This window comes from Flavobacterium sp., assembly GCF_050696275.1.
Lineage (GTDB): Bacteria > Bacteroidota > Bacteroidia > Flavobacteriales > Flavobacteriaceae > Flavobacterium.
Genome location: NZ_JBOGUT010000016.1, coordinates 50,189 through 63,901, shown reverse-complemented (window position 1 = coordinate 63,901; position 13,713 = coordinate 50,189). Strand labels below are relative to the sequence as shown.

The following is a 13,713-nucleotide window of genomic DNA, read 5'->3' as shown; positions in this document are numbered from 1 at the left end:
CGATTTAATTTAAGGTATATGTGCCTTTTGATATTTTTTCGTAATGGAATTGCAAAGTCTGTCTTATTTTGGCTTTGTAATTCGGATTGGATTTAATTCTGTTCGGCGCGAGTTTTACCACCGTTTCGTAGATTTCAGATAAAGAAGCTTCTTTAAGCTCTTCTAATGCCTCACCGACGATAACACGCCAAGTTTTATTTTGGTCAAGGGATATCCCAGCAATGAAAATTCTTTGCTTCAGATATACATGATGTCCTTTTATTCCTGATTGCTCTATCATTTCAGCGTTGTATTCATCGTGCCCAATTAATACGCTCGGCGCTCCGCTATTAAACTTTGCAGCTATGCCTTCTACTGTAAAAAATGTAATTCGCCCGTGAATGAAAAATATACTTTCGGCATGAGGAAAAATAAAATTCTGAAACGCTTTTGTTTCTGTTCTGGCAAAGATTAAAGAAATCCCATTTTTATGCAGCGCCATTTTATGTAAAAACTTTTCCATATATTTTCCGTAAGGAGGATTTAACCAAACCCGCCCTTCCCAATGCTGTAGTAAAGATTCATCGTTAACCGTTAAATGATTTTTAGCTGTGTCCCATGGGCGATTTATTGGCGAACATGGGTCTAAGTCAAAAACTCCTAAAGACTTGATTAAATCGGGCGGGGTTAACCATTCATCATGGTTATTTGTGTTTATATTGAAAGCATTCCCTACTATCTTTTTTATAGGCTCTTCCTGTGGGGTTTGGTTAAATAAATCCATAACTTAATAGTTTTAAAATAGTGTCCATTCTGTTTTTGGTGGCTCTTCTGCTTTTTTAGGTTTTTCCTTTTTTAATGTGACTTCTTCAAAACCGCTAATGGTGTCTTTTCTGAAGCAGATTAAGGCAGTTGCTACATTTGTTCCAGATTCCTTGAATTCTCCTGAATCAATTGTTTGTACAAACAATTGCCCGCTTTCGCTTTCACAAACACAACCGCCTGATTTTGCAGCATATCTTGTTTGAGCATCGGAAGGAAGTCCTATAAATTTTCTGAATTCTTCATGTACTTTACCTGAATTGTATAGGAACCCGTTACTCATGATAGAAATAACATAGCCTCCGGGCTTGCATATTTCATACATTTTGCGAAAGTGCGTAATGTCTTGATTTTTAGAGAATGGAGGGTTTGCAATGACAACATCATAATAATTTATGTACTCGTCATATTTTAAAAAATCCATGTGGATTGTATTAACCAAATCATTTTCCTTAAAATTTTCTTTTAAAATTTGGTAGTTTTCAGCCATAAACTCAATAGCTGTGATAGATTCTAATTCACAATGAATAGATTTTTTTTCAAACCATTCTAAAACAGCGCTTACTATTGCTCCCTGTCCTGCGGATGGCTCACAAACCTTTAATGATTTATTTAAATAGGGATCAAAAACTTTTTCACACAATAAGTCGCTAAGTTTTTTTGATGTACCAAAATATTGAAATGTCTTTTTTAAATTCGTTGTTTCTTTGTTGCGGATTCTATTAAGAACCTGTTCAGCAGGATATGGAAAATCAAAACCATTTTTAGAATATTTTCCTTCAAAGTTTTTCATGATTGTTTTTAAATCATTGTAATTTGAAATAAAAATATCCTTTGGTATTTCAAGGCGATTGCCATTAACTGTAAAAGAAAGTGCTGAAATTTCTAAATCGGTATAATCTAAACCTTCTATTAAATTGGCGGTTTTACGGCATTTAATAGAAGTTAGTTTTGAACTTAAAAAAACATAATCAGGATGTTTTTTATCTACCTTTTGGTAATCAAGTTTTTCTAAAAAGTCAATTATATCTTCTTCGTAAAAATTCCAATCAATTAACCTTTCTCCGGGTGTTTCATTTATCAAAGCTTGCCAGCATTGCCCGCAAAAACTTGTTGGGTCAGGTAAAGAGCCTCCTGCGTATATTTCTAATGTGCCATGATAGAATATTTCAGAAACAGGAAGTTTTTTAATTTCTTCCTGCCATCCTTTTATAAGGTCTTTTTCTGATTTATAAGTGCCTGATGTGTAGAAATCGTCCATAATATTTAGATTTAAAAAAGTCAAGGTAGTAACGGCGTAGTGTGCGTTTAAAACGGCTTATTTATCGTGCCTGCTATATTCCCTTGACTTTTATTTATGATTTATTCACCCCAAAGTTTTTTTGCTGTAGCTAAATTCTTTTCCGCGTCGTTTACGGCTTTTTTAGCGTAGGTTAATGAAAAAGAATGTGTACGCTCATACTTACCGGATTTAAGCCCTTCGTGTCGTTCTTTTGTCTCTTCAACTTTATATTCGTAGTACTCTATACTTTCAGGCATTGACAAATTAATGTCGTTTGCTTTCCTGTTCCAGTAGTCTGCTTTGCTTTCGTGTTGCTCAACCTTTTTACCTTCTTCAATTGATTTGCTCATTCTGTTGTGGTTTCTTATAATCAAAGCGCGGTGTCTCTTTTCCGAATGATGGCCAACTTTTATCGGCTCACCTAAAGAAAGAAAATCTCTCGCCTCATTGGATGCCTCCCAAAGTTCATTGGATTTTTTTTCTGCACCGGTTGCCCATTGTTGGTAACGCTCGGCTTTTTTCCTTGCAAACTCTTGAGCATTGAAACCATCAGCCCGAACAATGGAATAATAAAAAAATCCGTCTTTACCTCTAGCAACTAAATTAAAGACTATGCACTCGTGTTGTTTCCCGAATTTGGTTTCCAAAATAATTGTTTCTCCTTTTTCGTGTGTTTCTGGACATTTTGCAACAAAAACATTAGCGGTGTATTTTGCATAAGTATTTTCCATATTGATAAGTGTTCAGTTTTAAATCTGTCCCCATTGTATAGTTGATTGTAAAATTTGTTTGTATTATGCGTTCGGGTCAAAAGTGTCCCTTTCCTGTATTATTTTTTGGCTTCCAGAAGTACTACTACTTCTGAATCCAACACCTAATGCGGTGTTCCAAACCTCATTGTAACAATTCTGTAAATTGTCAATGTGTTCCAGTAACCCGCCTACTGTTTCGTTTTCGAAAGGACTCCATACAAGTATTCCTTCAACATCTGAAACAAAAAAATCTTCGTCTATTTCTTCACTTTCAAGTATTGCTAATTGCTCGGCGTGTGTTAGGTTGTCTCCTAAATGTACTAGGAAATATCCCGCTGCTTTAATTCTTAAATCCATGTCGTTTGTCTTTTAAGATTAGTTAAACTTTCTTTTTTTATAAATCGATTAGCGTATTCCATCGCTCGGTGCTTTTGAGAAGAGAAAACACTTAATGTCGCGCCATTCATATTCTTAACTGTAACTGTTTGAAGATTGTTTACACCTCCTTTGTAGTTGTGGTATTGTGTAACAGTTTGGAACCATGGCGGAGAAGTTCTACAAATGCCGGTACCATCTTCAAATTCTGATTTTTGGATAGTGCCGTTTAAGTATTGACCTGCTAAACAAGTCGTTGAATCTCCGCAATTACAGTTTCCTGCTTCATGTTCTTTTATCCATTTGTTTAAACTTTCCATATCTTTTAAGATTAATGTTACCCGCGAGCCGGTCAACCAAAACCAGCCCGCAACGCTTTGAGCCTAAAACCTATTTATAGTCGCCCAAACGACTGAATTAAACCGCACGACCGCCGGAAACTCCCAAAGACTTCCCGCCGTACAATGCAAATGAGATTTTACTAAATAATCTTGCTAATACTTTCATAATAAAAAGGTGTTCAGAGTTAAACCTGTTCCCGTTGCTGTGAATGATTTATTTTAATGCTTTGAAATGTCCGTTATCACTGAAGTAAAACTTTTCCTTCCCGTTATCGTCGAAGATTGAGAACCGAAACCGGGAGTTGTAAGAGGGTTTAATCCGGTGAATAGGATACACTTTGTTCAGGGTTAAACTGCTGGCGCTGTGAACGTGAATAGATTCTACACTGTCACCCGCTTTTAATTCCTCCAATGCCTTGTATTTATGAACCGAAGGCGCAACCGTAGTTAATCCTATTTGTTCGTGGTAAGCCTGGACAACTGCCAACGCTTTCAAATACTTTTTTTGTGATATTGGTTTCATCTATTAAAAAATCCGTTTGTTATTGATTCATTATAGATGTCTATTTTTGATAGTCTAACCCAGAATGTACCATCTTTATTTTCTTCTACTTGCGTAAAGTTTTTAATACTTGGTACTGTGTCCTGAGATATTACAGCCTCAAAACCATTTTTATTTAATGTTATATTCCATCTAAAAAGATTTAAAGATTCCAAGTATTTTAGAAAATCTAAAGTTGTAATAGTTTCCATAGTGTTTGTATTAAGTTTATACTAATATAATAGTGAGTAGCGCGGAACTTCAACCGCTCGCAAGGGCTCGAACCTTGCTACTCGTTTTCACGTCTGCAAATCGCCTGTGATGTCCTCAAAGCCTCAAATATTCCCGTTTACGGTTATAGGCTCAGATTGGCAGGAGAGAGGGCAGAACCTCCCAACGGTTTTAAAACGATGTCCCGTCAAACGCTAACAGTTAAACTACTGCTTTACTGTCATACAAATATACGACAAGTTTATACTAATACAAGTATAATACACGCAAAGTTTATACGAAACCAATACTATTTTATTATCAAAATATAAATTCCATAGTTTTTATTTATACCAAAGTATAAACCCAAAACACCAGCCAAACAAACACAACATTTAAAAACAGTTGAACGACTTCACCCAATCAATAACAATAACAACAAGACAAGAAGAACAACACAACCAAAAGATTAAAACAATCATCATTAATACATTTTATTCAACAATTTCACCACAAGAGAAAATTTAAGTAATGGCTGTTGCAACTCCAAAGGCAGAGTAATAGCGAACTACTCGAATAAATAGAGCAGTTCAACTACTGAATACGTGAGATAGATAGGACGATAGGACAGATTCAAATCATACAGCGAAGTATACAGAGGGTAGATGTTCCTGTTGTGCGTAATGTTGTGCGTAAAATGGTAGTGTTATTTGAAAGTTCCCTAAAATCAGTAGGTTACAGCGCAAATGAGTGACCATAATACGACTACAGCGCAAACAGTTGGACCAAAAAACAGTAAGCAAGCGACCCGGAAAAACCTAAAAATTTGGAAGAGGAACCGAAAAACCATACCCCCGTGGGTCAAACAAAACGAGTTTCCCGCAGAACGATCGCTGTCCGCAGACCGGTATCCCTCCCAACAACATAGTCATAGCATAAAAAAAATTTGAAATTGAATGATGTGTAGTGGTGGTATTGATTGCAATAAAAAAAAATGTTTTCCGTTTTGTATTTCCGGCCAATCAGTGGTATGGTTGTTGCTGAGTATTACTTTCGCAGGATTGTTCGACTGCGATTATTGAATATGTTGATAGACTGTTGTTTCAGCTGTGAAGTGTAAAGGCATCTGGTGTACCCAAACCACCTGTACTGCTTTGTTTGTGAGAGCTGTTCCTTTGCTTTATCAACGTTAATTTCCTGTTAAAATCATATAATAACTTGTATTTGACGAAAATAGTTTTTCACTCAAAGTGATTACTATGCTAAAAAAACGAGTTAATTCCTTTGTTATCAACGCTTTATCGATTTGAAGTTTCCCATAGTCCGCTATTTAATGTCGCACAGTTGGTAATTTCATTTATATTTTTCGTGTATTATAGTATAAAAAAGATTATATTTGTAGTGTATTAATATAAACAACTGGGAAAATTATGTTTGTAAAAGAAACGTTTATTGCGACTATCGATGTGCTTCAAAAGCAGTATGAGTATGACCTGAGTTATGCTACTCTTTTAGAGCGGGTTATTAATGCTGAGGGCATCCCACCTTACGACAATAGTCATTTGACAAATCACCTTTTTACTTTATTGCAGAATCAGTTCCCTCCGTTGAATGGTCAATGCGAGATTGAACGTTTTTGCTATGAGCTTCATTTTGGGTTCTTTGGTGGTAAGGCTGTCCTGACTGCTGAGGATCTTTGGGATTCATTGCATAGTTCTGAACGTCTTGTTTATCCTGAGGGGTAATGGGCCGTGGCGGCAAAAATAAGGAAACCGTTTTCTTGAAGGGGTGTGCCGGGAAGGTCCAGCATAAAACCCAATTATCCGCCGAGTTTTACCTACACAACATAAACAGTGAGAAACACGCTGAAATTTACAATTGTACCCAATGTGGTTTTTTCCATATAGGCACGATTGATAAGAACAAGACAAAAAAACCAATACGGAATAACATATTAAACTGGGAAAATGAATACAAAATCAGAGTCAGAAAAATGCGATATTAAGCAGGTTCCTTTGTCGGAGCTTCAGAAGCAATATATCAAGCACGTGGAGACCGGCGCAATCTTCCATGTACTCCAAGACATCAAAAAGGAAAGAAACGTCTTCCTGCGCTCCAAAAACTCCTACAAGGGCCTTGACAAAATCAAACTGCAACAGGGTATTGTGGATGGGAAATGGTCCACTCCAAACGAGCACGAACTCAGAAAGCACATCGGACTGGAAAATGCTTATTACCAGGAGCTGACTTACCGGCTATTGAAACGCGTCATGTTCACCCAGCTGCTATTGGAGCTGGACAATGAACTGATGAAGGACTATTCGGATGATAAGTATATGCATGGGCTGCTTACCCGTTGCGAGAAACAGTTTGAGCGCCTGGTGAAGGAAGAGTATCCGAAGCTGTATGCCATCAACAAGGAAATGATGATGAACTTCTTGAATTGTATTGATGAAGTTGTAGGTAAAATAGCCAAGCTACAGGTGCATGAGTTCGTGATTGTCAATAAGCTTATGGATGATTTCCTTGCGGACCCGGAGGCACATACTCCGGAAACGATTGAACTTGATAAAATCGACTCTCATGCCCAGTAAAGAAATTGAAGCAATTCCATCTGAAGTAATAGAGGTTTGGGCATACCAAAACTATTCAAAATACGTCGGAATGGAAACTTACAAAAAAATTGAAGCAACTATAAAAAAATATCCTGAGTATTTTCCTTGGGAAACGAAATACAATTCTATTTCAACCGAGGTCCATAAAAAATATCAAGAAGAAGCATCTAAACTATATGATGAATTTCATGTAAAAAGCGGAGAAGGAATAAAACAAGGAGAAGGGTTGGTGTCTTATATACATAGAATGCAGGAAATAGCAGAAAAACAACCAAAGAAAAATTTGATTGATGTAATAAAAGAAATTGGACAGAGAGAAATGAAATACAAAACTGCTAAGAAAAAGTTATGGGGTTCTCATTACCAAAAATTCGGTCTAAAATGCCCTTTTTAAAATGAACGCATCCAATGGCATATACGTAACACTCGGCGCGGCACAGCTTAAAGAAAAGCCGTACAGGCAGCAACTCAAGAACTTTGAGATTTCTGACGGAGAGCGGGCGTTTTTCTGCTGGCGGTTAAAGAACCGGCCGAAGCGTGAGTTTGTAGATGTGTTCATTGTCATTGCGAATAAGGTTCGGTTCCGGGCCAAGTTCATTGGCTATGATGATCGTGGAGAGATAACGTTTTTGGATGGTGAGACTATGGCATCTGACAACTGGCTGCAGTTGATAGATTTCGTTAAGCTGCCGAAGCCGTACCAGGAAATGAAAGGATTTCAAGGATTTAGATACAAAGAATGAGAAAATCGAAAGACAGAGAAAAAACATTTTGGTATTTCCCAACTCGGGCTAAGAATGATACAGCGCGTCACTGGTTGACATTGAAAGACCATTTTGTACATGAGGTAGGAAAATTGAAGGTGATTTCCTTCGGCAATGACGATGTGGTAGTGGTAAATGAGGAATCATTGAAAATTCACTTTTTCGAATCGGAACAGGAAGCTATGGATTTCTGTCTTGATGTTTATCCGGAGACCAAAGAAATGAAACAAGGTGAATTATTTTAAATATGGCAAAAATCGATTACATATCCGGCACAGAAGAAGCATACGTAATGGATGGTAGAGTTGCCTTGGAGCTTGTATGGGATACTTCCTATCCAAAATCGTACCTGGTAAAATTCAAATGCGATCCAGAAAGAGAATTGGTTGTGCCAAAATCGTTATGCGAGTTACAGGTTATTCCGGATGGAACCGGTTATCACAAAAGAATGTTGATTGTCCAGAAATGGTTTTTGGATAAAAACAATGTAAAATATAAATAAAAATGGTAACACTGTATAGAAAGAAACCGGTAGTTATTGAAGCTATTCAATGGAATGGTAACAACGAGATTGAAATAATGAATTTCGTTGGTAAAACGCTAAAAGTGAGTAAGCCTCCTGAAAAAATGCATCATGATGTAGATGTTCCTGCATCAGCTTATTCATTAGTAATTCCAACACTTGAAGGAGACATGACCGCTACGCTATTTGACTTCATAATCAAAGGAGTTAATGGTGAATTCTATCCATGTAAGCCTGATATTTTCGAAAAAACGTATGAAATACCATGGTAGATGCAGCTAAAATAAAAGAAGATGTAGAAAAAGCTTTGGGTTACAAAACTGAATTTTGGTTTGGTTTTGATAACCAAAATAGGCTTTGTTTTAGTAAACATCCAAATAATTATAACGACAACATAATGAATACTCATGGTTTTCATACAGGTATTGGAGCAGAAAAAGACTACTTAAAATGTATAGATCAGATAGCGAACAGAATTAAAACAATAACATGAAATATTACTTAGGCATTGATCCAGGAAAGCAAGGTGCGTTTGTTGTAATCGACGAAAACTCAACTGTTATTGAAAAGATAGGTACACCACTTATTGGTAAGGAATATGACAGACAAGGAATAATTGCTATTCTAACAAAATATCCATATCATAAAATTGGACTTGAAAACCCATCTGTAATTTTTGGTATTGGAAAAAGTGCTGTTGCTTCATTATCACATTGCGTTGGTTTATTGGAAGGAATGATGTTAGGATTAAATTTATCTCATTTAATGATTCAACCAAAAGAATGGCAAAAAGAGTGTTGGAAGCATGTTAAAACGCAGAAAAAACCTGACGGAAAAGCAAATGATACAAAAGCTACTTCAATAATAGCTGCTGTTAATTTGTGGCCAAAAGAAAACTTCAAATTAACGAATAAAGGCGGTGTTTCTATAAACCATAATGAAGGAATGGTTGATGCTGTTTTAGTTGCAGAATATGTACGTAGAATGTTTAAATAATTGAATTTATGTCAAAGCCAACACTACAAGCAGTAAAGAGGCATTTTAAAAATGCCCAGGAAGTCCGATGCGTGAAAACCGGTATTTTGATTGACATTGGACTGGCGGCCGACCCGTATTTCCACAAAGGAATTTACACTATCGGCAATGGAGTGATTGCCTTATGGTTTGAAGATCGTTTCGCCGAAATCACCAAGCGGAAAAAAAGCGCTAAGTGCCAGTGCGAGAACTGTAATTGTGAGGAAAAGAAAAAAATTGTGAAACGCAATTTAAAGAAACAATGAAAAAACTGATTCAAACACGGATACATAATCCACCTATTACCGTTGGGAACTGTTTTCCCACCGTGATTGCTTGCTTTATGGATTTGGATTCTCCGGAAGATGCGTTCCAGGTACAGGAAATTTATAAAACGGATGAAAACTATATTGACAAGCTTCTTGAATGGCTTAACGCCAGAGGGTGGGATTTAGGCTCTTTGGGAGGACATTTGGACACGGACGAGTATTATTTGGTAAGTGGGAAAAGTCCAAGAAACCCAGACGTTTATCACATCTGTATTTATCACAAAGGTAAATTATGGCACGATCCGCATCCTGATGGAACAGGAATAACAACGGAAGAATATTTTGAATACTTAGAAAAAACATCATGAAATACTTTTTAGATACCGAATTTTTAGAAGGGCAGCAAAGAAAAAGAATCTTCGGAGTTCCTGCATTGGAATTACGTTGGGATGAAACCGGTCATGCTGAAATTTATAAGCCATACACAAAACCGACAATTGATTTAATTTCCATCGGAATTGTAGCGGAGGATGGCCGGGAGTATTATGCTATTTCGAAAGACTTCAATTTAAAAGAGGCTTGGAATAGGTTTCAATTAAAGGCAACTATCATTCCTCTTGGTAATATAAAAAAAGAAGGACCGGGAGTTGCAAAAGTCTATTGGCTTCGTGAGAATGTTTTGAAGCCAATTTTCAAAGACATGCTTCATGGTATCAATCCTGCCAAACATGATATATTTAATTCAGAATTGAAAGAATTCAATTATAGAAACTTCAACAAACTTCTTAGTTTGTATGGAAAAACCAACAAACAAATCGCTGAAGAAATTAAAGCCTTTTGTATAGTAAATAGCTGGCATACATCAACATATTCGAGAGAACAGCCGTTTGGGTTTACCAAATCAGTAAAAAAGTATTTCAATTATGAAGAGGCTTTGCAAAAAATGGAAAACATAAAAAATGATTATGTGTCTAATGGAGCTTATGATTTGAGTGCAAGGCTGATAGAAGAAAAAGATTATCCAGAATTCTACGCATACTACGCTGATTATGATTGGGTAGTGTTTTGCTGGTTGTTTGGAAAGATGATTGATTTACCAGCAGGATTCCCTATGTATTGCCGGGACTTAAAACAGGTTTTAGACGAAAAGGCTAAATTGAAAATTCAAGATTATTGTTTTGGAGATACTGAAGAAGAAAAGAATAGGATGATTGACAGAAGTATTCCTGGTCAAGTAGAAAGTTTTAAAACTTTTAAAAATTATCCACAGCAAGAAAACGAGCACAATGCTTTATCAGATGCCCGCTGGAACAAAAAACTTTACGAATTTTTAAATAATTTATAAAATATCATGGAATATACAGAGCACATGAAGAGATTATTCCTTGCAACATCTGGGATTTTGGAAGGGAATGTATTTACTTTAAACGAGAAGCATAGTGCAAAACAAGGCGATCCAATTAAAGTGACGGATGGTAGGGAGGAAACAAGTGGTTTCGTATCCAAAATTATAAGTGACAATATTATTGAAATTAAATTTTCAGGAACTATTGAACTGAATAGGAAATGCTCAATCATTATTGATTATTCTTCACGTTCAGGCAAAACAACCCGTATAGTTGATCGCTGCATCCAAGAGTTCTTCACTGCTGGTGTAACGTACGTTTATGAAGGCCGTGATGAAGAAATTAAGAAAATGAGAAATGACTATGTTTTCAGAATATTCTGCAAGCGTTTAGAAAGCGAACACCAAGGTGTTAAATATAATTTCATCTACGGGATATTCGATGGTATTTCGTGTTACAAAGTAGAGCAACATAACCTTTAAAAATCATAATTATGACACTCATTAAAAAAACAACCTGTATTTTGTCACAGGAGCAGATTGGTGAATCCAATACATCATTTCCTATAGAAAAAACTGTAAGGTATTATTTTCTTGGAATGCTTGTCTTCACTTCAACAATAAAACAACAACAAAATTAAAATCACATGGAAATAAATAAATTAGCAGAGTGTTTTTCTAAATCAGCAACTCCGATCATAATTATTTGTGATATTGAAAACGCCAGAAGAATGTTAGGGGAATTAAATGCCGCTACTATAAACAGCACCAACTATGGTGAATTCAAAAACGATAAAAAACCCGATATCAATTGTATGTCTGTTTTAGTTGACGGTAAAACCATTCATTTCGTGGACACTAAAGACACTGAAAAATTCTGTAAGCTAACATTGGAATCATGAAGGTCATAGGCAAAAGAGTATTGGTTGAGAAAATAGTTCCGGCGGAAAAAACTGCCGCCGGAATATTTATTCCCATTGCCAATCAGAAGCAAAATGAAGGTATTGTGTTGGCTGTTGGAGATAAAACGAAATACATCAAGGTTGGAGACAAAGTACGTTATTACCAGCATGCCGGTGTTTATGTAGAGCATGATGGAAAAGAATGTTTATTTTTACATGAGGAAAATGATATTGAGCTTGTGCTATGATAGAAATTGAACTGGACATACTTTGGAATACGCAGGAAACGCAGAATAAAATTCTGGCGGGTATTGAGAGCGAATTGAAAGATTGTGTTATTAAAAGACATACGTTTTATTTAATTGCCCATATTCGTCCTTTTGACGAGCAATTCTGTGAAGTTGTTTCAGATGGCCAGATATATATCGTAAATGAACCTTACGAATCGGTACAGGCTAAAATACGCGAACGATTACTTTTTAAATGGAATTAACTATGGAAACAGATAAATATTATACTCCGGAAATTGAAGAATTTCATGTTGGTTTTGAATATGAAAATCAACATGACAGGCATCATATTTTTAATTGGGAAGATAAGGTATTTAAAAAATCTTCAAAGCTATCAAAGATAAAACAAAAGCTCCTTGAAAATAAAATCCGAGTGGCATATCTTGACAAAGAAAATATCGAAAGTTTAGGATGGATTCAAAGGGATTACGATACTTATGATATTGAAGGATATGCTTTAGAACTTAACAATGAATACCATACTTATATTTATCAAACAGGACCACATAACGGGACTGTTTTCAAAGGTATAATTAAAAATAAATCGGAACTAAAACGTTTGATGCAGCAATTGAAAATACAAAATGCTTAAAAAAAAAGGATAAACTATCTTACGAAAGATGTCTCGGAGAGTTATAACCAAGAGTTAGAGCTGCTGAGACATGCTTCTGTTACGGTAGAATGTGCTTTCGTCAAGCGTTATTTTTCATCAATTCTTCTGCTTATGAAGCTGTCCAGGTCTGAACGTATTTTTTTGGATTTCGTCAGTGAGGAAATGGACGACAATAATTTAATCACCAATAGCTTTCAGATTCGTGATAGGTTCAATTTTTTACTAAAAAAAGTTGGCCAGGATTCATATTCGGATAGTACTATCCACAAATGTTTTAATGGACTTACCGAGCATCACCTGCTTTACAAAATCAAAGGCCGGGGATTGTACCAGGTAAGTCCATTATTTTTTTACAAAGGCTCGGAGGAAGATCGGGCCAAGCTAATCCGGAAAAATTTGGAATTGATCAACAAGGAGCCAATAAATAAATTCAGGCGTGATTTGATTACAGGAAAAGCTTCTTCTTTGTGGCTGGAACCTCCTGCTGATTCAACTTCTTGATTAAATCCATACTTCTTTTTTCAAGTGAGTTGGCGGTATTTTTTGCCATTGGATTGACCTGGTAACTCTCAGGTATCTTTTTCTCTCCGGATAAACAATGATAGGTGTGTTTTACGATTTCTTGGGCCGACCGGCTAAGTTTATAAAGGTGTTTTCCGCGGTTTTCTCCACTTACAGCAATTACTACATGGCCTAATTCCATTAAATGCTTCACACCACGGTAGCGAAATTGTCGCGGGGCTATTTGGTAATCCTCCCGGGTAAAATATTGCATTGGAAACAGGAATAGCAGCAATTCAAAAAGGTGATAGTCAATTTCATACCGTTTTTGGATATACTGACGGGTTACAATCAGGTTCTGCAGTATATCATACCCGTCATAGAATTGTATATACCGTTGCTTGGTGTATTTTGAAAGTTTAGCGGTACCATTATTGTTTTTATTCAGCACTAAATTTTTCTTTAGTATCAATTCTTTAGCGCCTTCCGGCAGTCTGTCTAAGAATATCGGATTGCTTTTCCTTGTATATTTTTTCGGTGCCATAGTTTATATTTAGTATAATACAAATTTATAC

Annotated in this window: 26 protein-coding genes; 18 read left to right on the top strand and 8 right to left on the bottom strand. The window is 36.1% G+C overall.

Annotation, left to right across the window (positions count from 1 at the left end; translation table 11 throughout):
* Window positions 1-4: 4 nt before the first annotated feature.
* The 7 genes from ACRDEC_RS09770 to ACRDEC_RS09740 all read right to left on the bottom strand — a co-directional run bounded on the left by ACRDEC_RS09770 (window position 5) and on the right by ACRDEC_RS09740 (window position 4,304).
* The gene (locus tag ACRDEC_RS09770; protein WP_431498154.1) at window positions 5-763 is read right to left on the bottom strand and encodes a DNA N-6-adenine-methyltransferase; all 759 of its coding nucleotides are present in this window, start codon (window positions 761-763) and stop codon (window positions 5-7) included.
* Window positions 764-775: 12 nt separating this feature from the next.
* The gene (locus ACRDEC_RS09765; RefSeq protein WP_431498153.1) at window positions 776-2,062 is read right to left on the bottom strand and encodes a methyltransferase; all 1,287 of its coding nucleotides are present in this window, start codon (window positions 2,060-2,062) and stop codon (window positions 776-778) included.
* Between the two features lie 101 nt (window positions 2,063-2,163).
* Window positions 2,164-2,814, bottom strand: coding sequence for a DUF3560 domain-containing protein (locus ACRDEC_RS09760; protein ID WP_431498152.1), 651 nt, complete (start codon window positions 2,812-2,814; stop codon window positions 2,164-2,166).
* Window positions 2,815-2,877: 63 nt separating this feature from the next.
* Window positions 2,878-3,192, bottom strand: coding sequence for a hypothetical protein (locus ACRDEC_RS09755; protein ID WP_431498151.1), 315 nt, complete (start codon window positions 3,190-3,192; stop codon window positions 2,878-2,880).
* Entirely contained in the window at window positions 3,183-3,530 is a 348-nt protein-coding gene (locus tag ACRDEC_RS09750; RefSeq protein ID WP_431498150.1) for a hypothetical protein, read from the bottom strand. Before ACRDEC_RS09750 ends, ACRDEC_RS09755 begins: the two co-directional genes overlap by 10 nt.
* Before the next feature lie 235 nt (window positions 3,531-3,765).
* A complete protein-coding gene (locus ACRDEC_RS09745) occupies window positions 3,766-4,074 on the bottom strand; it encodes a hypothetical protein (RefSeq protein ID WP_431498149.1) in 309 nt (102 codons plus the stop codon).
* Window positions 4,071-4,304, bottom strand: coding sequence for a hypothetical protein (locus ACRDEC_RS09740; protein WP_431498148.1), 234 nt, complete (start codon window positions 4,302-4,304; stop codon window positions 4,071-4,073). Before ACRDEC_RS09740 ends, ACRDEC_RS09745 begins: the two co-directional genes overlap by 4 nt.
* 1,428 nt (window positions 4,305-5,732) lie before the next feature.
* Here ACRDEC_RS09740 and ACRDEC_RS09735 point away from each other — a divergent pair.
* From ACRDEC_RS09735 to ACRDEC_RS09650, 18 genes are all read left to right on the top strand, one after another.
* Complete coding sequence (locus tag ACRDEC_RS09735) at window positions 5,733-6,047, top strand: hypothetical protein (RefSeq protein ID WP_431498147.1); 315 nt, start codon at window positions 5,733-5,735, stop codon at window positions 6,045-6,047.
* Window positions 6,048-6,269: 222 nt separating this feature from the next.
* On the top strand, window positions 6,270-6,896 hold the full coding sequence (locus ACRDEC_RS09730; protein WP_431498146.1) for a hypothetical protein: 627 nt from the start codon (window positions 6,270-6,272) through the stop codon (window positions 6,894-6,896).
* A gap of 70 nt (window positions 6,897-6,966) precedes the next feature.
* The gene (locus ACRDEC_RS09725) at window positions 6,967-7,311 is read left to right on the top strand and encodes a hypothetical protein (protein WP_431498145.1); all 345 of its coding nucleotides are present in this window, start codon (window positions 6,967-6,969) and stop codon (window positions 7,309-7,311) included.
* Between the two features lies 1 nt (window position 7,312).
* Window positions 7,313-7,660 (top strand): hypothetical protein, encoded by a 348-nt coding sequence (locus tag ACRDEC_RS09720; protein WP_431498144.1) that lies wholly within the window; start codon window positions 7,313-7,315, stop codon window positions 7,658-7,660.
* Complete coding sequence (locus ACRDEC_RS09715; protein ID WP_431498143.1) at window positions 7,657-7,926, top strand: hypothetical protein; 270 nt, start codon at window positions 7,657-7,659, stop codon at window positions 7,924-7,926. The genes ACRDEC_RS09720 and ACRDEC_RS09715 overlap by 4 nt, the downstream gene beginning before the upstream one ends.
* Before the next feature lie 2 nt (window positions 7,927-7,928).
* Window positions 7,929-8,183 (top strand): hypothetical protein, encoded by a 255-nt coding sequence (locus ACRDEC_RS09710; RefSeq protein WP_431498142.1) that lies wholly within the window; start codon window positions 7,929-7,931, stop codon window positions 8,181-8,183.
* A 2-nt stretch (window positions 8,184-8,185) separates the two neighbouring features.
* Window positions 8,186-8,476, top strand: a complete 291-nt coding sequence (locus ACRDEC_RS09705) for a hypothetical protein (RefSeq protein ID WP_431498141.1) — start codon at window positions 8,186-8,188, stop codon at window positions 8,474-8,476.
* On the top strand, window positions 8,470-8,697 hold the full coding sequence (locus ACRDEC_RS09700) for a hypothetical protein (protein ID WP_431498140.1): 228 nt from the start codon (window positions 8,470-8,472) through the stop codon (window positions 8,695-8,697). Before ACRDEC_RS09705 ends, ACRDEC_RS09700 begins: the two co-directional genes overlap by 7 nt.
* Window positions 8,694-9,200, top strand: coding sequence for a hypothetical protein (locus tag ACRDEC_RS09695; RefSeq protein WP_431498139.1), 507 nt, complete (start codon window positions 8,694-8,696; stop codon window positions 9,198-9,200). The genes ACRDEC_RS09700 and ACRDEC_RS09695 overlap by 4 nt, the downstream gene beginning before the upstream one ends.
* A gap of 8 nt (window positions 9,201-9,208) precedes the next feature.
* Window positions 9,209-9,484, top strand: a complete 276-nt coding sequence (locus ACRDEC_RS09690; RefSeq protein WP_431498138.1) for a hypothetical protein — start codon at window positions 9,209-9,211, stop codon at window positions 9,482-9,484.
* Entirely contained in the window at window positions 9,481-9,855 is a 375-nt protein-coding gene (locus ACRDEC_RS09685) for a hypothetical protein (protein WP_431498137.1), read from the top strand. Before ACRDEC_RS09690 ends, ACRDEC_RS09685 begins: the two co-directional genes overlap by 4 nt.
* Window positions 9,852-10,832: a hypothetical protein gene (locus ACRDEC_RS09680; RefSeq protein WP_431498136.1), complete on the top strand. Its 981-nt coding sequence runs from the start codon at window positions 9,852-9,854 to the stop codon at window positions 10,830-10,832. Before ACRDEC_RS09685 ends, ACRDEC_RS09680 begins: the two co-directional genes overlap by 4 nt.
* A 6-nt stretch (window positions 10,833-10,838) precedes the next feature.
* Window positions 10,839-11,315, top strand: coding sequence for a hypothetical protein (locus tag ACRDEC_RS09675; RefSeq protein WP_431498135.1), 477 nt, complete (start codon window positions 10,839-10,841; stop codon window positions 11,313-11,315).
* 11 nt (window positions 11,316-11,326) lie between these two features.
* The gene (locus ACRDEC_RS09670; protein WP_431498134.1) at window positions 11,327-11,473 is read left to right on the top strand and encodes a hypothetical protein; all 147 of its coding nucleotides are present in this window, start codon (window positions 11,327-11,329) and stop codon (window positions 11,471-11,473) included.
* Window positions 11,474-11,479: 6 nt separating this feature from the next.
* Complete coding sequence (locus ACRDEC_RS09665; RefSeq protein WP_431498133.1) at window positions 11,480-11,734, top strand: hypothetical protein; 255 nt, start codon at window positions 11,480-11,482, stop codon at window positions 11,732-11,734.
* Entirely contained in the window at window positions 11,731-11,982 is a 252-nt protein-coding gene (locus tag ACRDEC_RS09660) for a GroES family chaperonin (RefSeq protein WP_431498132.1), read from the top strand. The genes ACRDEC_RS09665 and ACRDEC_RS09660 overlap by 4 nt, the downstream gene beginning before the upstream one ends.
* A complete protein-coding gene (locus tag ACRDEC_RS09655) occupies window positions 11,979-12,227 on the top strand; it encodes a hypothetical protein (RefSeq protein WP_431498131.1) in 249 nt (82 codons plus the stop codon). Before ACRDEC_RS09660 ends, ACRDEC_RS09655 begins: the two co-directional genes overlap by 4 nt.
* Window positions 12,228-12,229: 2 nt before the next feature.
* On the top strand, window positions 12,230-12,616 hold the full coding sequence (locus ACRDEC_RS09650; protein ID WP_431498130.1) for a hypothetical protein: 387 nt from the start codon (window positions 12,230-12,232) through the stop codon (window positions 12,614-12,616).
* A 466-nt stretch (window positions 12,617-13,082) separates the two neighbouring features.
* On the opposite strand, the gene ACRDEC_RS09645 is transcribed toward ACRDEC_RS09650, so the two are convergent.
* Window positions 13,083-13,682 (bottom strand): hypothetical protein, encoded by a 600-nt coding sequence (locus ACRDEC_RS09645; RefSeq protein WP_431498129.1) that lies wholly within the window; start codon window positions 13,680-13,682, stop codon window positions 13,083-13,085.
* Between the last annotated feature and the right edge of the window lie 31 nt (window positions 13,683-13,713).